The following is a 23,481-nucleotide window of genomic DNA, read 5'->3' on the forward strand; positions in this document are numbered from 1 at the left end:
TGGATGAGCGCCACTCACGCCGCCCTCGCCGCCGCCCGCCCGTACCGCTGGAGGGCGGCGGCGGCCGGCCGGGTCGCCGCCGGGGCCGGGCTGCTGGCCGCGGTCGCCCTGCTGCCGTGGCTGTCCGGCACCGACCCGGCGCGCACCGTGCTGCGGGCCCGCTCCGCCGACCAGAACCCGACGCCGGCGGAACTGGCCGCCGTACGCGAGCAGTTCGGCCTGGACCAGGGGCCGCTCGCGCATCTCGCGCACTGGGCGGGCGGACTGCTCCGCGGCGACGCGGGCGCATCGTGGGTGTCGGGCGAGCCGGTCCTGCCGCAGGTGGCCACCGCCCTGTCGGTGTCCCTGACGCTGATGCTGGGCGCGCTCGTGGTGACCGTCGGGGTGGCCGCCGCGCTCTGTGCGCGCACCGTCGTCCTGGGGGCGCGACGGCGGCTGAGACGGGACCGGGCCGGCACCGCGGCCGCCGTGCTCGCCGCGCTGCCGAAGTTCCTGCTCGCCTCGGTCCTGGCCACGGTGTGCGGGGTGTGGTGGGGCTGGTTCCCGTCCAGCGGCTGGGAGGGGCCGCGGTGGATGGTGCTGCCCTCCCTCGCCCTCGGCATCCCGTCGGGCGCCATGATCGGCGGGCTGCTCGACCAGGCGCTGCCGGCCGCGTTCCACGAGCCGTGGGCGCGCACCGCGTACGCCGCCGGCCTGCCGCCCCGCCATATCGCCCGGGACGCGCTGCGCCGCACCGTGCCGGGTGTCCTGCCGCAGCTGCTGCCCACCGTGGTGGCGCTGGTCGGCGGGGCGGTCGCGGTGGAGAAGATCTTCAACATCCCGGGGCTCGGCCAACTCGCCCTGGACTCCGCCGTCGCGCAGGACCTCCCGGTGCTGCAGACCGCGACGCTGGCGCTCGTGCTGCTCGGCGCGGGCGCGGGCGGCCTGCTCGGCGTGGCGCGCCGCGCCCTCCTCGGCCGGCCGCTGCGGGACGGGGCCCTGCCGACCCTGCACCGCCCGCCGCTGACGCCCCCGCGCGCACTGCGCTGGATCGTCCTGGCCTGTGCCCTGGCCCTGCTGGCCCTCGTCATGGCCGGGCTGCTGCGCGACCCGCTCCAGGTCGACACCGCCGCACGCCTGCTGCCGCCCTCCCCGGAGCACCCCTTGGGCACGGACGCGCTGGGCCGTGACCTGCTCGCCCGGCTGGGCCACGGGGCGCTGCGCACCGCGGTCGTGGCGCTGGTGGTGACGGTGGTCAGCGTGGTCACCGGCCTGCTGCTGGGCATGGCACCGCGGGCGAGCGCCGGCCTGACCGAGGTGCTGGCGACCCTGCCGGCCGTCCTCGCGGGCCTGCTCGTGGCCGGGGTGACGGGACCGTCGGTGTGGGGCGCGGCGGCCGCGGTCTGCATGGTCGGCTGGACCCCGTACGCCGCCCAGACCGCCGCGCTGCTGGAGCAGGAGCGCGCGAGCGGCCACATCGCCGCGGCCGTGGCGCTGGGCGCCGGGCGGCTGCACGTGCTGCGCCGCCACCTGCTGCCCGCGATCGTCCCGGCCGTGGTCCGCAACGCCCTGCTGCGTCTGCCCACCGCCGTCCTGGTCCTGGCGTCCCTCGGCTTCCTGGGCCTGGGCGAGCAGCCGCCGGCTCCCGAGTGGGGACGGCTGCTGTCCGAGAACCAGCCGTACGCCGAACTCGCCCCCTGGACCGTGCTGGGCCCGGCCGCCGCGCTCGTCCTGCTGTCCGTGCCGGCCGTGGCGGGGAGCGCGCTGGGGCGGCGCAAGGGGCGGTGAGCGGCCGGCGGCCGCCCGCGCGGGACGGTTGGCCGCGCCGTTCGCGGCGGTGCGGTGTGCTACGCGGTGCCGGGACCGTCGAGGAACCGCAGCAGCACGGCGGCCTCCGCGCGCAGGCGCGCGGCGCGGCCGGCATGCGCGGGTGCCGTCAACCGCGCTGCCTCCTCGAGCCGTTCGGCGGCCTCGGCCCGCACGACCTCGACCACCGCGGGCTCGCTCAGCTCACGCCGCGCCGCCTCGGTGGCCCCGGCGCCGGCCGGAGCCGCCTCGATCGCCACCCCGCGCAGCGCGTCCGCGTCCACGGGCACCGCCTCCGCGTTGTCCAGCGCGGCCAGGGTCGCGCGCAGCGCACTCACCGCGGCCCTGTCACGGGCCCGCATGGCTTCCGGCAGGGCTTGACGCATACGAAGACGTAGGGACATGCCGGTGACCTTAGGGGCGGAACTTCCGGCACCTCAACGGCATTACGCACAGGGCCCCGGGCATGCCCGGGGCCCTGTGGCGCGAGGAGATGGGTGGGGGATCAGTGCGGCACGGAAGCCGCCGGTGTCGGAGCGGGCCGGTGGGCGGTGGTCCTGGGGGTGAGCGCGCGTTCCGCCAGTGCGCCGAAGAGCAGGCCGAAGGCGGTCCACAGGGTCGCCTGGACGGCCAGCGCCGCGAGGCGGAACTGCCACAGCAGCGTGGCGGGGAACCCCTTGGGGACGTTGTCGTAGGACGGCAGGAAGGCGTAGGCGAGGACGACGGCGAGGACGAAGAACGCCCCGGCGGCCAGCGTCGCGTTCCAGTTGCCCAGGCGCGGCGCGAGGCGCCTGCCGAGGATCACCGTGCCCACGGCCAGCAGCACGCTCAGCACCACCATCAGGAAGTACAGGGCGGTGCGCTGGTCGAGGGTGTCGGGGTCGCCGACGGCCGGCGGGTTGGCGGGGTACTTCAGGAACGGCACGACGTACACGGCGACCAGGCCGGCCGCCGCGAGCAGCAGCGCGCTCGCGCGCGGCCCGAAGCGGCCGATCCGGCCGAGCGCGACGCAGTACGCCAGGGCGGCGATGCCGCCGAAGGCGACGCCGTAGACGAGGACGCCGGTGGACAGGCCGGCGGTGGACTGCAGCGTACGGCTGACGATCTCCTCTCCCCCGTGTTCGTGGGCGTGCGCCTCCTCGAAGGCGATCGCCGCGTCGACGCGCGGCTCGCCGAGGAAGTAGGCGACGACGAGGGCGAGCAGGCCCGCGGCCAGACCCGCGAGCATGCCGCGCACCAGCAGGGTGCGCACCGTTGCGGAGTTCATGGGCTGGTGGCTTCCTTCCCCGCCGTCAGTGGCAGGGGAAGCCGAGCAGGTGGCGTGCGTCGTGCACCCACTCGTGCACGTCCTCCCCGGCCAGCAGGGAGGTGGCGCCCTGCTCGGCGCCGACGAAGTACAGCAGGACCAGCATCAGGACGCCGAAGAAGACCGCCCAGGGAGCGATCGCGCCGAGCGGCAGCTTGGCGGGCAGGGCGTCGGGGGTGGTGGTGGGGGCCGGGTGGACGGCGGACTGCGCCATGGCAGGACCTCCTGGGATACTCGCGTCCCGAATCGGTGGTGCACGAACGACGGCAGCGGGTCTGACTCACCGGGCCGCACAGGGCGTGCGTGCCCGGCATACAGTGGCGCGACCGTGCCGGAATCCCACCGGCTTCCACCATGCCGTCGTGAATGTCGACGAGACCGTACCGCGTGGCGCGGATCCGGCCAAGGGCGCATGGGCGGCGGCGAGCGCCCCTTGCGGAGCCGGGGGCCTCAAAGCCCAGTCAGAGAAAGGACGTTGGGGCGGGAGTGGACGGATGACGAGCCGAGTGATGTTGATCTCACCCGCGATCACCGCGGCTGTGCGGGAGGCCCGTTTCGACGACGGGTGCCCGCTGGACGCGGCCGGGCTGCGGCAGGCCGAAGCGGCCGCCGGCTCTCTGCCGCCGGCCGCGCGGATACGGGCCTCCCCCACCGTGCGCTGCCGGGAGACGGCCGCCGCGCTCGCGCTCGACGCCGTGGCCGAGCCCGAGTTGGCGGGGCTGGACGCCGGGCGGTGGCGCGGGGCGACCCTGGCGGAGGTGGGGGCGCGGGAACCGGAAGCGCTGGCCCGGTGGCTCGCCGACCCCCATGCGGCGCCGCACGGCGGCGAGTCGGTGCGGGCGTTGTGCGACCGGGCGGCGGCGTGGCTGGCCTCGGTCGCCGGGGCCGAGGGCCGGACCGTGGCCGTGGTCGAGCCGGAGATCGTACGGGCGGTGGTGGTACGGCTGCTGGGCGCGCCCGACTCGGCGTTCTGGCGCGCGGACGTCCCGCCCCTGACGGTGGTGGAACTCAGCGGCCGGTCGGAGCGCTGGAACGTACGGCTGGGCCGCCCGCTGGGGGCGCCGCCGGCCTGACGTCCCCGCCCTTCGCGGCCCACAAGTCCGCAGAGCCTTCCCGGCGCCTCCACCGCCGACTCGTTGCTCTGCGACCGACCGCCGACCCCTGCCGGACCGCCTGTGCGTGGACCTGCTGATCCGCTCACCCACCCAAGCCCGGCCACGGACCGCACGCCCGGCTCGGCGCCCACCGACCCCGGGTCCGCCTGCGCCCAGCACCTGCCGATCCGCGCCCCGCCCAGGCCCCGGGCCACCGGCGGCACCGGCGGCTCGGCGCAATCCGCCCCTCGGTCGGGCGGCCGACTCGACACCCGCCGGCCCTGCCGGACCGCCTGCGCACGGAGTGCCGATCCGCGCACCCACCCAAGCCCGGCCCCACGGACCACACGGCCGGCTCGGCGCCCGCCGCCCCAGGTGGTCCGCCGTGCGCGGCACCGCACCAGGACCCGAGCACAGGCACTGCCCGGGCGCGGTACCGGCTGACCCACGTACCACCTCGGGCTCGGGCCACGGGCCGCACCTGCCTGCCCGGCCGATCCCCGTCAGCCCCAGGCCGACGAGCGCGGGCGACCCGGCACGCCGTTGCCGACGCCTCCGCGCCGTCGGCCGCCGGACGTACCGCCGGGTCGCCCGCACCGCACCGGCGCACGGGCAGGACACCGCTCAGGCCTCCGGCCCGCGAGGCGGGGGCGCCGTGCGGTGCCGGTCAGCCCAGAGTCGCCAGGAAGTCCGTGCAGGCCCGGGCGCACGCCCGGCACGCCGCGGCCGATTCCTCCGCTCCCGGGTACGCGTCGAAGACGTGCGCGCCTTCCAGGCACACCGTCCGGCACCACTCCACCTGTGTGCGCAGGGCCTTCTCGTCCACCTGGTTCTGTTCGGACAGCACACGGCAGGTGGCGTCGCACACCTCCGCGCACATGATGCCCTTGCGTCGTACGAGTTCCTGGTTCTCGGTCCCTTCGGGATCCACGAGGCTCGCCCGCAGCGCGCACGCCCGGGCGCACTCCGTGCACGCCTGCGCGCAGGCGAAGCGGTCCTCCAGGAACCGGAACAGCTCCTGCTGGGATGTCGTAGAAGTCACACGGCGCGGGTAGCCCCGGCCGAAGCCGGTCAAACCCAGTGCTCGCAAGGGTTCCGTCCGTTTTCCGGAACCCGGCGCCGGGCACTCGGCGAGCGCGACATCACGAGGGACGGAGGTGGCGGACATGCCCGGACGCGAGGAGCTTCCGTCGACCCTGGAGCGTTCCCCCGAGGACGCCCAGCGCACCTGGATCAAGGCGCACGACTCGGCGGTGGAGCAGTACGGCGAGGGCGAGCGCGCGCACCGCGTGGCGTTCGGCGCGCTGAAGCACATGTACGAGAAGGTCGGCGACCACTGGGAGCGCAAGGAGGGCGGCCGCAAAGGCCCCTCCGATCCCCGCTCGGCCCGGCCCCGCGGGCAGGGCGGCCGCAGCGGCGAGGGCGTCGACGAGCAGGCCTCCAAGGAGCACCTGTACGACCTCGCGAAGCGGCTCGGTGTGCAGGGCCGGTCACGGATGTCGAAGGGCGAGCTGCTGGAGGCGATCCGCAAGGCCAACCGGTCGCGCACCCGGGCGGCGCGGGAGAGGTGAGCCGGTTCACGGTGAGGACCGGGGGTACTCGCGAGCCATGAATACCGCATGGATGGAGCTGGCCGCGGGCCGGGGCGCCCTCGGCGTCGGACTGATCGTGGCGGGTGCGGTGGTCGTCGTGCTGCTGCTGGGCGCGTTCGCGCTGGGCATCCGCGTCATGCGCCGGGAGTCGCCGGCGCCGCGCCCGGAGGAGCAGCCCCGCATGCCGGACGGGGGCCCGGTCCGTGAGACGCACGAGATCCGGGAACCCGAGGAGATGCCGAGAAGCGAGACCCGTCTGACGCCGCACGAGCTCAAGGGCCACGGCACCACGAGGGACCGGACGAGCGCGGCGCAGCAGCGGCCCCGCTGGGACGAGGGCAGCAGCGGCTCGTTCGGCAGCGGGGGGCCGGGCGGGCGCTGACCCGCCGCAGCAGCCGCTTCCGACGGCTCGGGACACCGGCGTCGTAGACGAGTCCGCATCCAGGGATCCGTACACAGGGAAGTGAGAACCATGGCCGATCCCGCACGCAACACCCTGCCGCTGCCCGACTACGACCATCTGCCGATCGGCGGGCTGGAGAGCCGTGTGCGGTCGCTGTCCGCGGACGAGGTGGAGGAGCTGCTGGCGTACGAGCGCTCGCACGGCGACCGTGTTCCCGTGGTCGAGCTGCTGGCGAACCGGCTGGAGCAGTTGCGGGCGGGTGCGCAGCCGACGTCCGGCGACCCGGGCGCGCTCCGTCCTGAGCAGCGGGAGGGGCACGCCGGTTCCGCGGTGTCGCCCGCGACCTCGCCGGAGCCGTTCAGCCCGCCGCCGCACGGCACCCCCGACCAGTTCGGCAAGCCGAAGGGGGACCGCATCTGAGACCCCCCGCACATGGGTGAGGGCCCACGCCACGGTGGCGTGGGCCCTCACCCATGTGCGGGGGGTGAGGTGGATCACACGTTCGAGGTGCATCGTGGCGCGGGGGTCAGCGTCTTTTGAGGGGTGTACGGGGTTGGTCGGACGCGGGGGACGGTGAAGGTGGAGCGGTTGCGGGGGGCGGACGGCTTCGACGAGTTCGTGGCTGCCCGGTGGTCGGCGCTGCTCCATGTCGCCCGGCTGCTCACCGGTGGCGACCGCCAGCGCGCCGAGGACCTGGTGCAGGAGTCGCTGGTCAAGCTGTGGTTCGCCTGGCCGAAGGTCGGCGAGCAGGCTCCGGAGGCGTACGTCCGCCGCGTGCTGGTGCGGATGGCGGCCCGCTCGGCCAGGCGGCGCTGGTGGGGTGAGCGTCCGGTGGAGCAGCTGCCCGACCGCGCCGAGCCGGGCGACGTGTCCTCCACCGTGGCCGAGCGCTCCCGGCTGGAGGCCGCCCTGGCGCTGCTGTCGCCGCGGCAGCGGGCCGCGGTGGTGCTGCGCTACTACGAGGACCTGCCCGAGTCCCAGGTCGCCGAGGCGCTGGGCTGCCCGGTGGGCACCGCCCGGTCCCACGCCTCGCGCGGGGTGGCCCGGCTGCGGCAGCTGCTGTCCGAGACCGTCCGGCCGGTGGGGTGAGGGGAGAAGCGATGGACGACTTCGAGCGGGACCTGGCGCGGCTGATGCGCGACACCCAGCAGCACGCCCCCTTCGCACCCGAGCACCGGCGGCGGCTGCACGAGGGCATCCGGGCCCGGCGCCGTACCCGGCTGCTGTGGCGGGCGGGCGGCGGTGCCGTGGCGGCGGCCGGGCTCGGCGTCGTGCTCGCCGTGCTGCCCGGCATGCTGACCAGGGCCCAGCCGCCCGCCGATCACCGGCCGCAGCCGATGACCAGCCCGACGCCCTCGGTCAGCGCGCAGCCCGCGCCCACGCCCACGCCCACGGCCCCCGAGCCGAGCGCGAGCACGTCCACCGCCGTGCCGACGGCCCCGCCCCCCACCAGCAGCAGCAGCGCGCCGCCCGGCGGCTCCGGCGAGCCGACCGCCACGTCCGAGCCGTCCGCCACGCCCACCGAGAGCCGGACCGCGACGGCGCGGCCCACTCCCCCGCCCTCCGCGACGCCGACCACCGTCCCGCCGTCCGCCGAGCAGTCGCACGAGCCGTCCGCCTCGGCCGGCGAGGTCACGGAGCAACAGAGCAGGTGACCGCTTCTGCGGCCCGCGCGGACGGCCGCCGCGGGCTCGTCCGCACTGTCAGCACTACGGGCGCCCTCGGCATGCCGCGCGCCGGAAAGAGACTGTGAACCAGCCATGAGAACCCTGAGGCGGTCGGCCCCGACCGGCCGCCGGACCGTCGAGCCGTCCTGGGACCCGGCGGCGCTGCCGCGCCGCGCACCGCTGCCCGCGCACCATCCGGACCCGGTCCTGGACGTGGTCGTCCCCGTCTTCAACGAGGAGAACGACCTGGAGCCGTGCGTGCGGCGGCTGCACGCACACCTCGCGGAAACCTTTCCCTATCCGTTCCGGATCACCATCGCGGACAACGCCAGTACCGACCGCACCCCCGCGATCGCCGCCCGGCTGGCCGCCGAGCTGCCCGGCACGGGCTGGCTGCGGCTGGCCGAGCAGGGGCGCGGCCGGGCCCTGCACGCCGCCTGGTCGCGCTCGACCGCGCCGGTGCTCGCCTACCTGGACGTGGACCTGTCCACCGACCTGGCGGCCCTGCTGCCGCTGGTCGCCCCGCTGATCTCGGGCCACTCCGACATCGCGATCGGCACCCGGCTGGCCCGCGGCTCCCGGGTGGTGCGCGGCCCGAAACGCGAGTTCATCTCCCGCTGCTACAACGGGCTGCTGCGCGGCACGCTCGCCGTGCGCTTCTCCGACGCGCAGTGCGGGTTCAAGGCGGTACGGCGGGACGTCGCCGAGCGGCTGCTGCCGCTGGTGGAGGACCAGGCCTGGTTCTTCGACACCGAGCTGCTGGTGATCGCCGAGCGGGCCGGGCTGCGCATCCACGAAGTGCCCGTGGACTGGGTGGACGACCCGGACAGCCGGGTGCGGATCCTGTCCACGGCCCTGGCCGACCTGCGCGGCATGGCCCGGCTCGGCCGGGCCCTGGCCTGCGGCCGGCTGCCGCTGGCCGCGCTGCGCCGGCCCGGCGACCTGGACGAGGCACAGCGGCTGCCGCCCGGCCTGGTCCCCCAGCTGCTGAGGTTCGCCACCGTCGGGGTCGCCAGCACCCTGTTCTACCTGCTGCTCTACACCACGCTGCGGCCGACGGCCGGGGCGCAGGCCGCCAACGCGCTCGCCCTGCTGGCCAGCGCCCTGGCCAACACGGCCGCCAACCGGCGGCTGACCTTCGGGGTGCGGGGCCGCAACGGGGTGCTGCGCCACCAGCTCAAGGGCCTGGCCGCGTTCCTGTTCGGCCTGGCCCTCACCAGCGGTGCGCTGGCCGTCCTGCACCGCACCGCGCCCGGGGCCGGCTCCCGTATCGAGGTGGCGGCGCTGATCGCCGCCAACCTGGCCGCCACGCTGCTGCGTTTCCTCCTCTTCCGGGCCTGGGTGTTCCCCGCCCGGCACACCCGCCGCCGTACGACAGGACGCACCGCCTCATGACCACCGCCCCGGACCGCCTCGCCGGTCCCCGACCGACCGGCGGCGCAGCGAGCGAGATGTCCCCGCCCGGACCGGATGCGCGGCAGCGGCTGTGGCGCGCCGTCCGGCACCACGGGCCGGTGCTGGCGACGTACGGCGTGCTGAAGCTCGTCGGTTTCGCCGTCTTCCTGCACCTGCTGGACTCGGCGGGCGACTTCCGCGACAAGAACCCGCGCTTCGGCGGCGGCGCCCACTCCTGGGATGTGCTGGGCAGCTGGGACGGCTGGTGGTACCAGCAGATAGCGGTGCACGGGTACGACCCGGCCCTGGAGCCGGTTCCCGGCGCGACCGGGCTGATCACGCTGCAGGGCAACTCGGCGGCGTTCTTCCCGCTGTACCCGGCGCTGATGCGGCTGGTCTCCGAGTGCACCGGTCTCGGCCCGTTCGGCGCCGGACTCGCCGTCTCGGTGGCGGCGTCGTTCGTGGCGGCGCTCGGTGTCCACGCCGTCACCGCCCGGCTCGGCGGCCGCCGGGCCGGGCTGATCGCGGTCGGGCTGTGGGCGGTGTGGCCGGGCTCGGGCTCGGAATGGGCGGTGTACTCCGAGTCCGTCTACACGGCCCTGGCCGCCTGGGCGTGCCACGCCGTGATGACCCGCCGCTGGCTCACGGCGGGAGTCCTGGTCTTCACGGCCGGGCTGTGCCGCCCCACCGCGGCCACGCTGATCGCCGCCCTGGCCGTCGCCGCACTGCTCGCCCTGTACCGCCGCCAGGACGGCATCGCCCGGCCGCTGCTGGCGGTGGCGATCTCACCACTGGGGCTGGGCGGTTATCTCGCCTGGGTCGGCTACCGCATGGGCGACTGGAACGGCTACTCCAAGCTCCAGGACGGCGCCTGGGCCCACACCTTCGACTGGGGCAGGCACACCGTCGACGTCGTGTCGGGCGTGGCGGTGGGCCACTTCGACTACCTCTTCGCGATGGCGTACGAGGACGTCATCGGGGTCGGTGTCGCGCTGCTGGTGCCGGTGCTGACCGTGGTGCTGCTCCAACTGCGCCCGCCGGCCGTGCTGGTGGTCTACACGGTCCTGTCGTACCTGATGGTGATGGGCACCCAGCAGTACTTCGGCAACGTCTCGCGCTATCTGCTGCCCCTCTTCCCGCTGCTGATCCCCGTCGCCGTGGGCATGCGCCGCCTGACCCTGCCGTCGCTGGCCGCGGTCCTGGGCACGGCGGCCCTGGCCTCCGGGTCGTACGCGGGGTACGTGCTGTTCGAGCTGGGAGTGCCGTAGGCGCGTGTGGATCTGAGCCGTCGTCAGCACGGACCGCTCTGCCGGTAGGGTCGTGTCGTGGACACGGGGTCGGGGCTTTCGGGGCAGGAGATGGTCGCCGTTCCGGCGGGGACGGTGACGCTGTCGGACCGGCGGACGGGGCGCAGGTGGCCGGTCGAGGTCGGGCCGTGCCACATGGCGGCCCACCCGGTCACACAGGCGTGGTACGCCGAGGTCACCGGCCACCGCCCGGGCACCGTACAGGGCGACCTGCTGCCCGTCGAGTCGGTGTCGTGGTGGGACGCGGTCCGCTTCTGCAACGCCCTGTCCCGGCGTGCGGGGCTGACGCCCGCCTACCACCTGCGGCCCGAGGCCGGGACGGCCGAGTGGGACGCCCGCGCCGACGGGTACCGGCTGCCGACCGAGGCCGAGTGGGAGCACGCCTGCCGGGCCGGCAGCACCGGCCCGCGCTACGGCCCGCTCGACGAGATCGCCTGGTACCGGGGCAACTCCGCGGAGCGCATCCACCCCGTGGGCGGCAAACGGCCCAACGCCTGGGGGCTGTACGACATGCTGGGCAACGTGTGGAACTGGTGCTGGGACCTCTACGACCCCGAGGTCTACGGCACCTACCGGGTGCTCCGCGGCGGCGGATGGTCCGACGAGCACTGGAGCTGCCGCGCCTCGGTGCGGCGCCGCAGCCATCCGACGTTCCGGATCGACGACGTCGGCTTCCGCGTCGCGCGGTCCGTCGCGGCCTGACCTCCCGGACCCGGCAGCCGCCCCGTCCCGCCGACACCGCCGCACGGCGCGCCCGAGGAGGGACGCCAGGGGCATCCCGACGCCGCGTGCTTCCCTGGCCGGCGTGCTCAGTCCCGGTCCAGGTATTGATCCTCTTCCTGGTCCTCGGGCAGGTAGTAGGCCTGCCTGAGGAACGCGGCCATGTCCTCCAGGGCCTGCGCGTAACCGGCCCGGTAGCCCGCGCCGGTGTCGGTGCGTCCGCGCTCCGCCTCCGCCCACCGGTCGAGGAGCAGGGCGATGTGCAGATGGTTGCGGTACAGGGCCCCGTGCGCGCCGTTCAGCGCGGCACCGGCGCGCTCCTCGCTCCAGTCCTCCAGGGCGCTGGTGTCGAAGTGGAGCAGTTCCTCGTCGCGGGGCTGCACGGTCGTTCTCCTCAGGCCTTCGTGCCGTTTACCAGGTTGCGGGACGGGAAACCCGTCACTCGGCTTTCGCATGGGCGTCGACGGATCCGGTGCGCGGAGGTCGCGATGACGGCTCCAGTGGGGATCGATGACAGTGTCAGGCCCGTCCGCAGCACGGTGCCCCAGCGGATGGACCGGCTGCCGTGGAGCGGTTTCCACTGGAAAGTGGTCATCGCCCTGGGCATCACCTGGGTGCTGGACGGGATCGAGATCACGATCGCCGGTTCCATCGCGGACCGCATCCGGGACGAGCAGTCCCTGGGCTTCTCGGCGTCCCAGGTCGGTCTCACCGCCAGCATCTATCTGCTCGGCGAGGTGGTGGGCGCCCTGGTCTTCGGCCGGATGGCCGACCGGCTCGGCCGCCGGAAACTGTTCATCGTCACCCTGGGCGTGTACCTCGTCGGCAACGGGCTCACCGCCCTGTCGATGAACTTCGCCTTCTTCGCCGTGACCAGGTTCATCGCGGGTATGGGCATCGGCGGCGAGTACGCGGCCCTGAACTCGGCGATCGACGAGCTGATCCCGAGCCGTCACCGCGGCCACGCCGACCTGGCGATCAACGGCACCTACTGGCTCGGGGCGATGATCGGCGCGGCGGCCAACCTCGCCTTCCTGAACCCGAACCTGTTCTCCATCGACCTCGGCTGGCGGCTGGGGCTGCTGCTGGGTCCGGCCATCGGTCTGGCGATCTGGGGACTGCGGCGCACCATCCCGGAAAGCCCCCGGTGGCTGCTCACGCACGGCCACCCGGAGGAGGCCGAGGAGACCGTGACGCGGATCGAGCAGGGCATCCAACGGCGCGGGGTGCGGCTGGAGCCCGTACCCGACGACCAGGCGATGGAGTTCCAGCGGCGCAAGCCGGTGTCCTACCGGGAGCTGGCGCGGGTGCTGTTCCGCGACTACCGGCAGCGGTCCTTCCTCGGCTTCATGCTGATGGTCACGCAGTCGTTCCTCTACAACGCGATCTTCTTCACGTACGCGCTGATCCTCGCCGAGTTCTACGACATCCGGGGCGGCGCGGTCGCGTACTTCATCTTCCCGTTCGCCGTCGGCAACCTCCTGGGGCCGCTGATCCTGGGCCGGTTCTTCGACACGGTCGGACGCCGCGTCATGATCGGCGGAACGTACTGCCTGTCCGGCACGCTGCTGTTCATCACGGGGTGGCTGTTCGCCGAGGGGGCCCTGAACGCGGTGACGCAGACCGTGCTGTGGTGCGTGATCTTCTTCATCGCCTCGGCCGCCGCCTCCTCGGCCTACCTGACGGTCAGCGAGATCTTCCCGATCGAGATGCGCGCCCAGGCGATCTCGTTCTTCTTCGCCGTGTCGATGCTGTTCGGCGGTGTCATCGCGCCCTGGCTGTTCGCCACGCTGATCGGCGACGGCGACAGTCCCTGGCGGGTGTTCGCCGGCTACACGGTCGGCTCCGTCCTCATGGTGCTCGGCGGGGTGACCGCGTTCGTGTGGGGCGTCAACGCCGAGCGGAAGTCCCTGGAGAACATCGCCGTACCGCTGTCCGCGGTCGTCGCCACCGCCGGGGAGACGTCGGCCGGCGGACTCACCGGCGGGCTGACCGCCCACGTCCGCAGGACCCCCAAGGACGTCACGAAAGACGACTACTTCCGCTCGTAGCCGCCGCAGCGCCGGGGCCTGCCCGGGTCACCTGCGGCGGCGCCACACGATCCGGGCTGCGACGGACAGCACCGCGAGGGCGGCGCCGGCGAGGTTCCCGAGGGCGACGTCCCGGGCCCGTTCCCCACCCAGGGCCAGCCCGGCGGCGAGCAGCCCGGCGACGTACGCGGCGAAGGCCACCACCAGGTCCGCCCACAGCAGCCGCACCCGGTCCGGCCCGCGGCCGCGCGGCCGGGTGGATGCGGGGCGTTTCGGGATCCTCACCATCTCGGTCCGGGTACCCCTCGTGGTTACGTCCGGGCAGGACGGGAACGCGTGGCGCTGAACGATCCCCGACGTGAGGCCGGTACCGCGATGACCGAGTACGAACGCTCCCGCACGATGTCCGCGCCGCCCGAGCACGTCTTCGAGCAGGCGGCCGCCGTGGACCAGCTGGACACCTGGCTGCCGGACGACCTGCACGTGACGGCCGGGGACCTGCCCGCCGTGACCGTACACGAGGACCGCACCGACGAGGACACCTCGGCCCTGCTGCGGGCCCGGCGCGAGCAGATGCGGCTCGAGTGGGGCACCCGCGACCAGGGCGGCTACGCCGGGTGGCTGCAGGTGGCGGGGATCGGCAGCGGCGCCAGCGAGGTGACGCTGCACCTGTCGTTCTTCGACGACGGCCACGACCCGGGCGAGCAGACGGTGGGCGACGCCCTGGACACCAGCCTGCGGCGCCTGGAGGAGCAGGTGCGGCTGCGCGTCGGCCATGAGGCCGGCTGACCGGGGGCCCGGCCTGTGGCACGTGTGAAGCAGTACGCCGTAGCCGCCTCCGGGCAGTGGACCGACGAGGAGGAGGGCCGGCGACGGCTGCCCGCCGGGGAGGTGCACGCCTGGGAGCCCGGCCTGAACCAGACCGTCTGCGGGCTGTCCCTGAGCCGGTCCCAGCTGATCCGCTTCCCGCACGTCACCTGGGCGGACACCTTCCCGGAGTCCGGCGGGGCGGCGGACCGGGTACGGCGCCAGTGCCCGCGCTGCGCCTCGGTCGCCGGCCGCCGGGGCCTGGACGCACGCCCCCGCTGGCAGCGCACCAACCCCCGGCCGTGAACCGCGACACCAACCCCTGGCCCGCACCGAAGACCACCTTCAGCCGCGACCACGCTCTGTTTCCGGGCCGAAGCGGCGGGCACCCGGCGCGCCATGAATGACAGTCGTCGCCCCCCGATCACCGACAGCTCCCTCGCTCTCCTCGCCAAGGGCTACGCCTGGCTGCCCGACCGGCGCCGCCGTACCACAGCGCCCCTGGTGCGCGCCCGGCTGATGGGACAGCACGCCGTCGCCCTGTGCGGGCCGCAGGCCGTGCGGTTCTTCTACGACGAGCGGCACGTGGAACGCGGGTCGGCGCTGCCCGGCCCGGTGCTGAGCACCCTGTTCGGTCACGGTGCCGTGCACACCCTGGACGGGCCGGCCCACCGCGTGCGCAAGGAGATGTTCCTGTCCCTGCTGACCGGGCCGGAAGCGGTCGCGGGTGTGGTGGACAGCGTCACCGCGGTGTGGGACGAGGCGGTGCGGTCCTGGACCGGCCGCCCGTCGGTGGTCCTGTTCGACGAGGCGAGCCGGGTACTGACCGAGGGAGTCTGCCGGTGGGCCGGCATTCCCCTGGACGACGCCGAGGCGGTGGCCCGGGACCTGGTCGCCATGGTCGACGGCTTCGCCACCGCCGGCCCGCGCCACTGGCGGGCCCGCCGCGCGCGGGCGCGCAGCGAGGCGTGGCTGGGCCGGCTGGTGGAGGACGTACGGGAGGGCGCCGTCGCGGCCCCGGCCGGCTCGGTGCTGGAGACGGTGGCCGGGCACCGGGACGCCGACGGCCTCCTCCTGGACCCGCACACCGCCGCGGTCGAACTGCTCAACGTCATCCGCCCGACCGCCGCCGTGTGCTGGTTCGTCGCCTACGCCGGTCACGCGCTGCACCACCGGCCCGAACTGCGGGACCGGCTGGGCGAGGACGACCCCGCCTACGCGGTGGCGTTCGCCCACGAGCTGCGGCGCTTCTACCCGTTCGCTCCCTTCGTCGGAGGCCGGGCCGTCACCGACCTGACGTGGCAGGGCGAGCCGATCCCGGCGGGCACGATGGTCCTGCTCGACCTGTACGGGCAGAACCACGACCCCGCCCTGTGGGAGGAGCCGTACGCCTTCGACCCGCGGCGCTTCCTGGCGCGGCCGCCCGAGCGGGACGAACTGGTGCCGCAGGGCGGCGCGGACCGTGCGGCGGGGCATCGCTGCCCGGGTGAGGACGTCACGGTGGCCCTGCTCAGCGCTCTGGTGCCCCGGCTGGCACGGCTGGAGTACGAGGTGCCCGCGTCGCAGGACCTGCGGATCCCGCTGAACCGCATGCCGGCGCGCGTGCGCAGCGGCTTCGTCATGGCGTCGGTCCGGGTCCGGGCCGCGGCGCCCGCCGCGGCCCGGACGCCCTGACCCCGGCTGCCGATCCGGCGGGGCGGGCGCGGTGGTGTACTGCGGCCCGTCCCGCCTGGTGGGGGCCGCCCCCGGGTGGGACGCTGGTGAAAGGTGTCCGAGGAGGACCCGGGAGGGCCGATGGGACGGGACGTCCCGGCGCTGGTCTTCACCCGTGAGGACCGCCGCCGCTACCGGAGCAAGATGCAGGCGTGCCTCGACGCCTTCGCGCAGATGCTGCGCGAGTCACGGTTCGAGTCCGAGCGGCCCCAGGTGGGGCTGGAGATCGAGCTGAACCTGGTCGACGAGCGGGCCGAGCCGGCGATGCGCAACACCGACGTGCTGGAGGCGATCGCCGATCCGGCCTGGTCCACCGAGCTGGGCCGGTTCAACCTGGAGATCAACGTTCCGCCGCGCCGGCTGACGGCGGGCGGCCCCGACGCCTGGGAGAGCGAGATCCGCGCCGCGCTGAACCACGCGGAGGAACGCGCCAGGTCGGTCGGCGCCCATCTGATCATGATCGGCATCCTGCCCACGCTGCGGCAGGAGCACATCGGCGAGGCGACGCTGTCGGAGAACCCGCGCTACCGCCTGCTCAACGACCAGATCTTCGCGGCCCGAGGCGAGGACCTGCACATCGAGGTGAGCGGCGTGGACCGGCTGCGCACCTACGCGGACTCCATCACCCCGGAGGCCGCCTGCACCAGCACCCAGTTCCACCTCCAGGTGTCCCCGGAGGAGTTCGCGGCCTACTGGAACGCGGCGCAGGCGATCGCCGGCGTGCAGGTGGCGCTGGCGGCCAACTCGCCCTTCCTGTTCGGCAAGGAGCTGTGGCACGAGACCCGTGTCCCCCTGTTCGAGCAGGCGACCGACACCCGCCCGCAGGAGATCAAGGTGCAGGGGGTGCGGCCCCGGGTGTGGTTCGGTGAGCGGTGGATCACCAGTGTCTTCGACCTCTTCGAGGAGAACCTGCGCTACTTCCCGGCGCTGCTGCCGCTCTGCGACGAGCAGGACCCCCGCGAGACCCTGGAGCGCGGGGACGTCCCCGAGCTGGGCGAGCTGACCCTGCACAACGGCACGATCTACCGCTGGAACCGCCCGGTCTACGCCGTCGCCCACGACACACCGCACCTGAGGGTGGAGAACCGGGTCCTGCCCGCCGGACCGACGGTCGCCGACACCCTCGCCAACGGCGCGTTCTACTACGGGCTCACCCGCGCCCTGGTGGAGGAGGACAGGCCGGTGTGGTCCCGGATGTCCTTCGCGGCCGCCGAGGACAACCTGCACACGGCGGCCCGGCACGGTATCGAGGCGCGGCTGTACTGGCCGGGGATGGGCGAGGTGCCCGTGTCCGAGCTCGTGCTGCGGCGGCTGCTGCCGCTGGCGCACCGGGGCCTGGAGCGCTCCGGGATGGACGCGGCCTGGCGGGAACCACTGCTCGGCGTCATCGAGCAGCGGTGCGTCACCGCCCGCAACGGCGCGCTGTGGCAGAAGGAGATGTTCCACCGCATCGACGCCGCCACCCGGTCCGGCCGGCACGAGGCCCTGCGGCGGATGACCCAGCTGTACATCGACTACATGCATCTCAACGCGCCCGTGCACACCTGGCCGGTCGACTGACCCGTCCGCGGTTTCCCGCTGCCCGGGCCGGGGACCCGACGCCGGGTAACGATCATCGACCCGAGGGAGGCGTGATGCAGCAGCAGTCTCGGACCACCGGCGAGCCTCCGCTGATCTCCTCCGAGCCCACCCCGGAGTTCTCCGGGCGCAAGCAGGACCCTCCGGGGCTCGAGGCGGAGATGGATCCCCGGCCCCGGTACCGGGCCGAGCGCTACCGTGCGGCGGGCAAGCTGACGGGGAAGGTCGCGCTGATCACCGGAGGGGACTCCGGCATCGGCCGCGCCGTGGCACTGCTCTACGCACGCGAGGGGGCCGACGTCGCCATCGTCCACCTGCCCGGCGAACAGCCCGACGCCGAGGAGACCCGGCAGGTGGTCGAGGAGCAGGGCCGCAGGTGCCTGCTGCTGCCCGGCGACCTGCGCGACGCGGAGTTCTGCCGCGCCGTCGTCGAGCGCACGGTGCGGGAACTGGGCGGGCTGAACATCCTGGTCAGCAACGCGGCCTACCTCAACAGCAAGCTCCGTCTGGAGCAGCTGACGGCCGAGGACTGGGACCGGACGTTCCAGACCAACGTCTACGCCTACTTCCACCTGGTCATGGCCGCGCTTCCGCACCTCGACGAGGGCGACGCGATCATCGCCACGGCCACCGAGGAAGCCCTCAAGGGCAGCACGACGATGATCGACTACGCGGCGTCCAAGGCCGCTCTGATCACCTTCACCAAGTCCATCGCCCCGCACCTGGCGAGCCGGGGCGTCCGGGCCAACGTCGTCGCGCCGGGCCCCACCTGGACGGTGCTCAACGCCGCCGACCAGCACATGCCCAGCCAGGATCTGGCGCAGGTGGGCAGCGAGACGCCCCTCGGGCGGCCGGCCCAGCCGGAGGAGATCGCGCCCGCCTACGTCTTCCTCGCCTCGGACGCGGACTCCAGCTTCGTCACGGGCGAGGTCATCGCGGTGACCGGCGGTGAGACGGACACCAGGTGAGAACGTCCGGCCGAGCGCCGGCACGCGCACCCCACGCGTGCCGGCGCTGAGACCCACCATGCCCATGACGGGCGCTCCGAGGGCCGAGCGGTTCCTGAGGTGACCGGGCGGGAGAGAGTCGACCTAGCGGTTGCCCGGGTCGGTCCCTCCCGTGCGCGGCGACGCCTGTTGCAAGCGGTCGATCATCCGGGACGCCTCCGCCTTCGTGAGGTTGTCCGGGACCTCCTCGCCCGCCTCGCGGGCCAGGGTGCTCAGGTAGCTCAGCTGCGGACCGGTGGCCGGCTCGTCCCCGGTCGCCCAGTCCTCCACGTTCTTCGTCGGATCCGTTTCGCTCATGGGGTCCGACTACCCGCTTCGTTCCCCCTCTCCCCCACCGGCCGGGCTCAGCAGCGGGTGCACAGACCCGGCCGGTGGTGCGGTGCGGCCCGGGCGCACGTGACCTTTGCCGACTCAAGGTCGATACTGCCGATATGGGGGTTCGCACCAGGACACGCACCGAGAGGCACACCGAGACACCCACCAGGACCATCGGGGCTGAGGGTGCGTCATCGGCGGAAGATCGGGCCGGCACCGCCGCCGCCGGACCCCTCCACCCCTTCTGACCAGGCCATCGAAGGTCAGCGGGCCAACTGCTCAGCACCCCAGGAGGTACCCATGAGGATGCTCATCAACGTCCCGGAGACCGTGGTCGCGGACGCGCTGCGCGGCCTGGCAGCGGCCCACCCGGAGCTGGCCGTGGACGTGGAGAACCGGGTGGTCGTACGACGGGACGCGCCGGTGGCCGGAAAAGTGGGCCTGATCTCCGGAGGAGGCTCCGGGCATGAGCCGCTGCACGGCGGGTTCGTGGGGCCCGGCATGCTCTCGGCGGCCTGTCCGGGCGAGGTGTTCACCTCGCCGGTGCCGGACCAGATGGCGCGGGCGGCGGCCGCCGTGGACAGCGGTGCCGGGGTGCTGTTCATCGTGAAGAACTACACCGGTGACGTGCTCAACTTCGACATGGCCGCCGAGCTGGCCGAGGACGAGGGCATCCAGGTCGCCAAGGTGCTGGTCAACGATGACGTGGCGGTGACCGACAGCCTCTACACGGCGGGGCGGCGCGGCACGGGCGCCACGCTGTTCGTGGAGAAGATCGCGGGCGCGGCGGCGGAAGCGGGGATGCCCTTGGAGCGGGTCGCCTCGATCGCCCGGCAGGTCAACGAGAACTCCCGCAGCTTCGGCGTGGCACTGAGTGCCTGCACCACGCCCGCCAAGGGCACGCCCACCTTCGACCTGCCGCCCGGCGAGCTGGAGCTGGGCATCGGCATCCACGGCGAGCCGGGCCGGGAGCGGCGGCCGATGATGACCTCCGGCGAGATCGCCGAGGCCGCCGTCGACGCGATCCTGGCGGACTTCACCCCGCGCGACCCCGTACTGGTCCTGGTCAACGGCATGGGCGGCACCCCGCTGCTGGAGCTGTACGGCTTCAACGCCGAGGTGCAGCGCGTACTCGGCGAGCGCGGTGTCCCCGTCGCCCGCGTCCTCGTCGGCAACTACGTCACCTCCCTCGACATGGCGGGCGCGTCGGTCACCCTGTGCCAGATCGACGAGGAGCTGCTGGGGCTGTGGGACGCGCCGGTGAAGACGCCGGGCCTGCGCTGGGGGATGTGACGCTCGGGGGAACACCGGTCACCGTCCGACACCACGTACCGACCACGCAAGGAGATCCAGTGCTCGACGCCGAGTTCTTCCGCCGTTGGATGACGGCGACCGCCGCGTCCGTGGACCGCGAGGCGGAACGGCTCACCGCGCTCGACTCGCCCATCGGGGACGCCGACCACGGGAGCAACCTCCAGCGCGGGTTCACCGCCGTGCGGGCCGCGCTGGAGAAGGAGGGGCCCGCCACGCCCGGTGCGGTCCTCACGCTGGCCGGCCGCCAGTTGATCTCGACCGTCGGCGGTGCCTCGGGGCCGCTGTACGGGACGCTGCTGCGCCGGACCGGCAAGGCGCTCGGGGACGCCCCGGAAGTGAGCGAGGAGCAGTTCGCCGAGGCGCTGCGGACCGGGGTGGACGCGGTCAGGACGCTCGGGGGCGCCGCGCCGGGCGACAAGACCATGATCGACGCACTGGTGCCGGCGGTGGACGCGCTCGGCGACTCCTTCGCCGCGGCCCGTGCCGCCGCCGAGCAGGGCGCCGAGGCGACGACCCCGTTGCTGGCCCGCAAGGGCCGGGCGAGCTACCTCGGCGAGCGCAGCATCGGGCACCAGGACCCCGGTGCCACCTCGGCGGCGCTGCTCGTCGCCGCGCTGGTGGAGGCCGCCGGTGAGTGAGGACAGGGGCGACAGGCTGGTCGGGATCGTGCTGGTGTCGCACAGCGCGGAGGTGGCCCGGTCGGTGGCCGACCTGGCGAAGGGGCTCGCGGGCGGCGGCGCGGCCGTCCCCGTCGCCCCCGCGGGCGGCACCGCGGACGGTGGCCTCGGCACCAGTGCCGAGCTGATCTCCGCGGCGGCCGCGTCCGTCGACCGCGGCGCCGGAGTGGCCGTGCTGGCCGACCTGGGCAGTGCGGTGCTCACCGTGAAGACCCTCCTCGCGGAGGGTGACGAACTCCCCGACGGGACACGGCTGGTGGACGCGCCCTTCGTGGAGGGCGCGGTGGCCGCGGTGGTCACGGCGGCGACGGGAGCCGACCTCGCGGCGGTGGAGGCGGCGGCGGCCGACGCGTACACCTACCGGAAGGTGTGAGGAAGCCACAGAGCGGATCGGCTCATGTCGCCGGGCGCGTCGACCCACCCTTGTGCCCGCTCTGGTCGCTCAGCGGCGGCCGTGAACGCGCGGGCGAGTCGCTCCCCCGTCGTCACGGCCGCCGCGTGGTCCTCGATGGGTGTCGTCCGGGAGCCCTTGAAGACGATGTACGTGACGTCGGACGCCGTGCCGCCGCCGCGCGGGTCGGGGCGGATGCCGAGGGCCTCGGCGGTGGCGTACGAGGCCTCACCGATGATGTTCCGGGGTCCGGTGTCGCCGACCACCGCGTACTGCACCCGGCCCCGGTGGATCACCGCCGCGACCGACCCGCCCCGGATGCCGTGGTCCCGGAAGTCCCACACGCCGCTCGGCGCGGGCAGCACGATGTACGGCAGGTGCTCGGCGCTGAGCGGACGGCCGTCGGACTGCGGGTAGGCCGTGCCGGCGGAGAAGTACGGATCCGTACGGCTGTTGCAGCGCGGGCCGGGGCGGCCGTCGCAGTCGATGTCCATGTCGGCCTTCCAGAAGACGGCGTCGCGGGTGCCGCACACCCGGATGGTCGCGGGTGCGCCGCTGTCGGACCGGTAGCGGCCGCGGGAGACGGGGGTGCAGTCACGCACCTTGGCCAGCAGGTCGGCGGCGCGCACGGTGCTCTCGCTCACGGCCGCGGACGCGGACGCGGACGCGGCGCGCAGCCGGAACTCGGGCGGCTTGGCGGCGAGTGCCGCCGGGGCGAGCATGGCGGTGCCCGCCATGACCAGCGTCAGCGTCTGGACACGCACGATGGGGGGAGCCTCTCCTGGGGGACATGACGGATGATCAGCCCATCTGTTTCCCGGAGCGGCCGGTCGGCCACGGGAGGAGGGCCGGACGGCGCACGTCTTCTCACCCGTCGTCAGCGGCCGGGAGCCGGAACCCGGACGGGTTCCGGCCGCCCCGGCCACCGCGCCGGCGCGGGATCTGCGACGACAGCGGTCCGCGCCACAGGCAGGAACTCCCCAGCCCTCGTGAGGGGTTCGGCCGTGAGAAACCTCAGCATACGTAACCCCGGCGCACGGTCACCAGCAACGGCCCCCTTGAGGGAACCCCACCCCCGGCCTCATATTGGTCCGGACCATTCTGGTGTGCCGTCCGGGAGGCAGACCCGTGCGAGGCGTTCCCCTGTCGTCCGTCCGCCGCCGTGCCGTGCGCGGGACGGTGCTCTGCACCGTGCTCGCCCTGGCCGTCTCCTGCGCCGCGGGCGGGACGGGCGACGGCGGCGGGCGGCTGCCCGCCGCGCCGACGGGCGTGACGGCCACGGCCGGCAGTGCGACCAGCGTGCACGTGATGTGGAACGCGGTCGCGGAGGAGGAGGCCGTCGACGGCTACGAGGTGTATCGCGGCACCACGAAGGTCGAGGAGGTACCCGGTTCTCAGCACATGGTGGATGTGACCAGACTCCGCCCCTCCACGGTGTACGCCTTCACCGTGCGGGCCCGGGACACCGAGGGGCGGCTCGGTCCGCCCAGCCGGGAGGTCAGGGCGCGGACGCCCGCGGCCGCCGTGGCCGACCGCTCGGCGCCGACGGCGCCGTCCGCGCCGCGGGGCCGGGCGGTCGGGAGCCGGGCCGCGCAGGTGTCGTGGTCGGCCTCGACGGACGACCGGGGCGTGGTGTCGTACGACATCCACCAGGGCGGGGCGAAGATCCACAGTGTGCCCGGAGGGCAGACGGCGACCGTGGTGACGGGGCTGCGGCCCGGTACGCGCTACGTCTTCACCGTCCGGGCCCGGGACGCGGCCGGCAACGTCTCGCCCGCGAGCCCCGCCGTCCCCCTGACCACGCCCGGTCGTGACGACGGGCGGGCCACGGCGCCCACCGGCTTCCGGGCGGCCGGCCGCCGCTCCGGCGGGGCGTACTTCCTGGACCTCAGCTGGGTCCCGCCCCGGGCGGACGGGCCGGTCACGGAGTACGAGCTCCACCTGGACGGCCGTCCGGCGACCTCGCTGGTGTACGGCGGGAACGCGCCGCGCGACCGGGCGACGTACAGCTTCTACGTGGGGCGGGAGGCCGGGGTGACCCACCGGGTGCGGCTACGGGCCCGGCTGCCGGACGGCACCTGGGGCGGCTTCTCGGCGGAGCGGACGGTGACGACGGGGGCGGCGGGGGCGGAGACCCCGGGCGGGGGCGCTCCTCGGTGAGGGACCGGGTAACGAACCCGGTGGCCGATCCGGCAACGGCCACGGTGACGGACCCGTCGGCCCCCCCGAGTGACCGTCGGCAGCCGCCGGAGCCGTGGGCGAGGGCGAGGCGGCGGGGGCGGCCGGGCGGAGGAATCGCCGGGCGGCCGTCACCTGCCCGGCGGCGGCCGGCGTGCGGGCGGACGCCCGGGGACCTTTGCTGACCCTGAGGCAGCACGGG

General features: G+C 74.3%; 28 protein-coding genes and 1 riboswitch. Of the genes, 20 read left to right on the forward strand and 8 right to left on the reverse strand.

The genetic code is table 11. The features are described from left to right. Positions 1-3 precede the first annotated feature (3 nt). Positions 4-1,767 carry an ABC transporter permease subunit gene (locus AB0K80_RS25485; RefSeq protein WP_365673389.1) on the forward strand — a complete coding sequence of 588 codons (1,764 nt, stop codon included), beginning with the start codon at positions 4-6 and terminating at the stop codon, positions 1,765-1,767. Positions 1,768-1,826: 59 nt separating this feature from the next. On the opposite strand, the gene AB0K80_RS25490 is transcribed toward AB0K80_RS25485, so the two are convergent. From AB0K80_RS25490 to AB0K80_RS25500, 3 genes are all read right to left on the reverse strand, one after another. Further along, a complete protein-coding gene (locus AB0K80_RS25490; RefSeq protein WP_365673552.1) occupies positions 1,827-2,147 on the reverse strand; it encodes a hypothetical protein in 321 nt (106 codons plus the stop codon). Between the two features lie 143 nt (positions 2,148-2,290). After that, a complete protein-coding gene (locus AB0K80_RS25495; RefSeq protein WP_365673391.1) occupies positions 2,291-3,052 on the reverse strand; it encodes a CbtA family protein in 762 nt (253 codons plus the stop codon). Between the two features lie 25 nt (positions 3,053-3,077). Continuing rightward, positions 3,078-3,305 (reverse strand): CbtB-domain containing protein, encoded by a 228-nt coding sequence (locus AB0K80_RS25500; RefSeq protein WP_365673393.1) that lies wholly within the window; start codon positions 3,303-3,305, stop codon positions 3,078-3,080. A gap of 36 nt (positions 3,306-3,341) precedes the next feature. After that, a riboswitch (cobalamin riboswitch) is annotated at positions 3,342-3,489 on the reverse strand. Between the two features lie 96 nt (positions 3,490-3,585). Between AB0K80_RS25500 and AB0K80_RS25505 the strand changes: the two genes are divergently transcribed. Next, complete coding sequence (locus AB0K80_RS25505) at positions 3,586-4,164, forward strand: histidine phosphatase family protein (protein WP_365673395.1); 579 nt, start codon at positions 3,586-3,588, stop codon at positions 4,162-4,164. Positions 4,165-4,852: 688 nt separating this feature from the next. On the opposite strand, the gene AB0K80_RS25510 is transcribed toward AB0K80_RS25505, so the two are convergent. Beyond that, on the reverse strand, positions 4,853-5,227 hold the full coding sequence (locus AB0K80_RS25510; protein ID WP_365673397.1) for a ferredoxin: 375 nt from the start codon (positions 5,225-5,227) through the stop codon (positions 4,853-4,855). A gap of 124 nt (positions 5,228-5,351) precedes the next feature. Here AB0K80_RS25510 and AB0K80_RS25515 point away from each other — a divergent pair, with 124 nt between their 5' ends. From AB0K80_RS25515 to AB0K80_RS25550, 8 genes are all read left to right on the forward strand, one after another. Continuing rightward, a complete protein-coding gene (locus tag AB0K80_RS25515; protein ID WP_365673399.1) occupies positions 5,352-5,756 on the forward strand; it encodes a ChaB family protein in 405 nt (134 codons plus the stop codon). 37 nt (positions 5,757-5,793) lie between these two features. Further along, entirely contained in the window at positions 5,794-6,159 is a 366-nt protein-coding gene (locus AB0K80_RS25520) for a DUF6479 family protein (RefSeq protein ID WP_365673401.1), read from the forward strand. 90 nt (positions 6,160-6,249) lie between these two features. Beyond that, positions 6,250-6,600, forward strand: a complete 351-nt coding sequence (locus tag AB0K80_RS25525; RefSeq protein ID WP_365673403.1) for a hypothetical protein — start codon at positions 6,250-6,252, stop codon at positions 6,598-6,600. A gap of 159 nt (positions 6,601-6,759) precedes the next feature. Continuing rightward, complete coding sequence (locus AB0K80_RS25530; RefSeq protein ID WP_365673406.1) at positions 6,760-7,269, forward strand: SigE family RNA polymerase sigma factor; 510 nt, start codon at positions 6,760-6,762, stop codon at positions 7,267-7,269. Positions 7,270-7,280: 11 nt separating this feature from the next. Then, the gene (locus AB0K80_RS25535) at positions 7,281-7,835 is read left to right on the forward strand and encodes a cellulase (protein ID WP_365673408.1); all 555 of its coding nucleotides are present in this window, start codon (positions 7,281-7,283) and stop codon (positions 7,833-7,835) included. Positions 7,836-7,940: 105 nt separating this feature from the next. Beyond that, a complete protein-coding gene (locus tag AB0K80_RS25540) occupies positions 7,941-9,242 on the forward strand; it encodes a dolichyl-phosphate beta-glucosyltransferase (RefSeq protein ID WP_365673410.1) in 1,302 nt (433 codons plus the stop codon). 56 nt (positions 9,243-9,298) lie between these two features. Continuing rightward, positions 9,299-10,510 carry a hypothetical protein gene (locus tag AB0K80_RS25545; RefSeq protein WP_365673554.1) on the forward strand — a complete coding sequence of 404 codons (1,212 nt, stop codon included), beginning with the start codon at positions 9,299-9,301 and terminating at the stop codon, positions 10,508-10,510. Positions 10,511-10,600: 90 nt separating this feature from the next. After that, entirely contained in the window at positions 10,601-11,251 is a 651-nt protein-coding gene (locus tag AB0K80_RS25550; protein WP_365673556.1) for a formylglycine-generating enzyme family protein, read from the forward strand. Between the two features lie 107 nt (positions 11,252-11,358). Here AB0K80_RS25550 and AB0K80_RS25555 read toward each other — a convergent pair whose 3' ends face one another. Continuing rightward, the gene (locus AB0K80_RS25555) at positions 11,359-11,652 is read right to left on the reverse strand and encodes a hypothetical protein (protein WP_365673412.1); all 294 of its coding nucleotides are present in this window, start codon (positions 11,650-11,652) and stop codon (positions 11,359-11,361) included. Positions 11,653-11,757: 105 nt separating this feature from the next. Here AB0K80_RS25555 and AB0K80_RS25560 point away from each other — a divergent pair, with 105 nt between their 5' ends. Further along, entirely contained in the window at positions 11,758-13,320 is a 1,563-nt protein-coding gene (locus AB0K80_RS25560; RefSeq protein ID WP_365673414.1) for an MFS transporter, read from the forward strand. Positions 13,321-13,347: 27 nt separating this feature from the next. Here AB0K80_RS25560 and AB0K80_RS25565 read toward each other — a convergent pair whose 3' ends face one another. Next, positions 13,348-13,587 carry a hypothetical protein gene (locus AB0K80_RS25565; protein WP_365673416.1) on the reverse strand — a complete coding sequence of 80 codons (240 nt, stop codon included), beginning with the start codon at positions 13,585-13,587 and terminating at the stop codon, positions 13,348-13,350. Positions 13,588-13,674: 87 nt separating this feature from the next. Here AB0K80_RS25565 and AB0K80_RS25570 point away from each other — a divergent pair, with 87 nt between their 5' ends. The 5 genes from AB0K80_RS25570 (at position 13,675) to AB0K80_RS25590 (ending at position 18,365) form a co-directional block, all read left to right on the forward strand. After that, positions 13,675-14,088: an SRPBCC family protein gene (locus AB0K80_RS25570; RefSeq protein ID WP_365673557.1), complete on the forward strand. Its 414-nt coding sequence runs from the start codon at positions 13,675-13,677 to the stop codon at positions 14,086-14,088. A gap of 15 nt (positions 14,089-14,103) precedes the next feature. Next, positions 14,104-14,412 carry a hypothetical protein gene (locus tag AB0K80_RS25575; RefSeq protein WP_365673418.1) on the forward strand — a complete coding sequence of 103 codons (309 nt, stop codon included), beginning with the start codon at positions 14,104-14,106 and terminating at the stop codon, positions 14,410-14,412. A 93-nt stretch (positions 14,413-14,505) separates the two neighbouring features. Continuing rightward, positions 14,506-15,780, forward strand: a complete 1,275-nt coding sequence (locus AB0K80_RS25580) for a cytochrome P450 (protein ID WP_365673420.1) — start codon at positions 14,506-14,508, stop codon at positions 15,778-15,780. 120 nt (positions 15,781-15,900) lie between these two features. Continuing rightward, the gene (locus AB0K80_RS25585) at positions 15,901-17,379 is read left to right on the forward strand and encodes a glutamate-cysteine ligase family protein (RefSeq protein WP_365673422.1); all 1,479 of its coding nucleotides are present in this window, start codon (positions 15,901-15,903) and stop codon (positions 17,377-17,379) included. Positions 17,380-17,453: 74 nt separating this feature from the next. Continuing rightward, positions 17,454-18,365: an SDR family oxidoreductase gene (locus AB0K80_RS25590; RefSeq protein ID WP_365673424.1), complete on the forward strand. Its 912-nt coding sequence runs from the start codon at positions 17,454-17,456 to the stop codon at positions 18,363-18,365. Between the two features lie 123 nt (positions 18,366-18,488). Here the strand turns inward: AB0K80_RS25590 and AB0K80_RS25595 are convergent, their stop codons facing one another. Next, positions 18,489-18,701 (reverse strand): DUF3072 domain-containing protein, encoded by a 213-nt coding sequence (locus AB0K80_RS25595; protein WP_365673426.1) that lies wholly within the window; start codon positions 18,699-18,701, stop codon positions 18,489-18,491. Positions 18,702-19,019: 318 nt separating this feature from the next. On the opposite strand from AB0K80_RS25595, the gene dhaK reads away from it, so the two are divergent. Genes dhaK through AB0K80_RS25610 form a run of 3 tightly spaced genes read left to right on the forward strand, consistent with a single transcriptional unit; the run spans position 19,020 to position 21,083 of the window. Then, complete coding sequence (gene dhaK / locus AB0K80_RS25600; RefSeq protein ID WP_365673427.1) at positions 19,020-20,012, forward strand: dihydroxyacetone kinase subunit DhaK; 993 nt, start codon at positions 19,020-19,022, stop codon at positions 20,010-20,012. Between the two features lie 59 nt (positions 20,013-20,071). Then, the gene (dhaL, locus tag AB0K80_RS25605; RefSeq protein WP_365673429.1) at positions 20,072-20,671 is read left to right on the forward strand and encodes a dihydroxyacetone kinase subunit DhaL; all 600 of its coding nucleotides are present in this window, start codon (positions 20,072-20,074) and stop codon (positions 20,669-20,671) included. Beyond that, on the forward strand, positions 20,664-21,083 hold the full coding sequence (locus AB0K80_RS25610; protein ID WP_365673431.1) for a PTS fructose transporter subunit IIA: 420 nt from the start codon (positions 20,664-20,666) through the stop codon (positions 21,081-21,083). The genes dhaL and AB0K80_RS25610 overlap by 8 nt, the downstream gene beginning before the upstream one ends. Here AB0K80_RS25610 and AB0K80_RS25615 read toward each other — a convergent pair. Continuing rightward, positions 21,068-21,865 carry a glycoside hydrolase family 75 protein gene (locus AB0K80_RS25615; protein ID WP_365673433.1) on the reverse strand — a complete coding sequence of 266 codons (798 nt, stop codon included), beginning with the start codon at positions 21,863-21,865 and terminating at the stop codon, positions 21,068-21,070. The genes AB0K80_RS25610 and AB0K80_RS25615 overlap by 16 nt on opposite strands. Before the next feature lie 427 nt (positions 21,866-22,292). Between AB0K80_RS25615 and AB0K80_RS25620 the strand changes: the two genes are divergently transcribed. Then, the gene (locus tag AB0K80_RS25620; RefSeq protein ID WP_365673559.1) at positions 22,293-23,261 is read left to right on the forward strand and encodes a fibronectin type III domain-containing protein; all 969 of its coding nucleotides are present in this window, start codon (positions 22,293-22,295) and stop codon (positions 23,259-23,261) included. Positions 23,262-23,481 lie beyond the last annotated feature (220 nt).

The sequence above is a fragment of the Streptomyces sp. NPDC052682 genome, assembly GCF_040678435.1.
Taxonomy (GTDB): domain Bacteria; phylum Actinomycetota; class Actinomycetes; order Streptomycetales; family Streptomycetaceae; genus Streptomyces.

Bases quoted from the DNA above. Each gene is read 5' to 3' on its own strand.
- AB0K80_RS25485 (WP_365673389.1), top strand. From the start codon at position 4: ATGAGCGCCACTCACGCCGCCCTCGCCGCCGCCCGCCCGTACCGCTGG.
- AB0K80_RS25490 (WP_365673552.1), bottom strand. From the start codon at position 2,147: ATGCGGGCCCGTGACAGGGCCGCGGTGAGTGCGCTGCGCGCGACCCTG.
- AB0K80_RS25495 (WP_365673391.1), bottom strand. From the start codon at position 3,052: ATGAACTCCGCAACGGTGCGCACCCTGCTGGTGCGCGGCATGCTCGCG.
- AB0K80_RS25500 (WP_365673393.1), bottom strand. From the start codon at position 3,305: ATGGCGCAGTCCGCCGTCCACCCGGCCCCCACCACCACCCCCGACGCC.
- AB0K80_RS25505 (WP_365673395.1), top strand. From the start codon at position 3,586: ATGACGAGCCGAGTGATGTTGATCTCACCCGCGATCACCGCGGCTGTG.
- AB0K80_RS25515 (WP_365673399.1), top strand. From the start codon at position 5,352: ATGCCCGGACGCGAGGAGCTTCCGTCGACCCTGGAGCGTTCCCCCGAG.
- AB0K80_RS25520 (WP_365673401.1), top strand. From the start codon at position 5,794: ATGAATACCGCATGGATGGAGCTGGCCGCGGGCCGGGGCGCCCTCGGC.
- AB0K80_RS25525 (WP_365673403.1), top strand. From the start codon at position 6,250: ATGGCCGATCCCGCACGCAACACCCTGCCGCTGCCCGACTACGACCAT.
- AB0K80_RS25535 (WP_365673408.1), top strand. From the start codon at position 7,281: ATGGACGACTTCGAGCGGGACCTGGCGCGGCTGATGCGCGACACCCAG.
- AB0K80_RS25540 (WP_365673410.1), top strand. From the start codon at position 7,941: ATGAGAACCCTGAGGCGGTCGGCCCCGACCGGCCGCCGGACCGTCGAG.
- AB0K80_RS25545 (WP_365673554.1), top strand. From the start codon at position 9,299: ATGTCCCCGCCCGGACCGGATGCGCGGCAGCGGCTGTGGCGCGCCGTC.
- AB0K80_RS25550 (WP_365673556.1), top strand. From the start codon at position 10,601: ATGGTCGCCGTTCCGGCGGGGACGGTGACGCTGTCGGACCGGCGGACG.
- AB0K80_RS25560 (WP_365673414.1), top strand. From the start codon at position 11,758: ATGACGGCTCCAGTGGGGATCGATGACAGTGTCAGGCCCGTCCGCAGC.
- AB0K80_RS25565 (WP_365673416.1), bottom strand. From the start codon at position 13,587: ATGGTGAGGATCCCGAAACGCCCCGCATCCACCCGGCCGCGCGGCCGC.
- AB0K80_RS25570 (WP_365673557.1), top strand. From the start codon at position 13,675: ATGACCGAGTACGAACGCTCCCGCACGATGTCCGCGCCGCCCGAGCAC.
- AB0K80_RS25580 (WP_365673420.1), top strand. From the start codon at position 14,506: ATGAATGACAGTCGTCGCCCCCCGATCACCGACAGCTCCCTCGCTCTC.
- AB0K80_RS25585 (WP_365673422.1), top strand. From the start codon at position 15,901: ATGGGACGGGACGTCCCGGCGCTGGTCTTCACCCGTGAGGACCGCCGC.
- AB0K80_RS25590 (WP_365673424.1), top strand. From the start codon at position 17,454: ATGCAGCAGCAGTCTCGGACCACCGGCGAGCCTCCGCTGATCTCCTCC.
- AB0K80_RS25595 (WP_365673426.1), bottom strand. From the start codon at position 18,701: ATGAGCGAAACGGATCCGACGAAGAACGTGGAGGACTGGGCGACCGGG.
- dhaK (WP_365673427.1), top strand. From the start codon at position 19,020: ATGAGGATGCTCATCAACGTCCCGGAGACCGTGGTCGCGGACGCGCTG.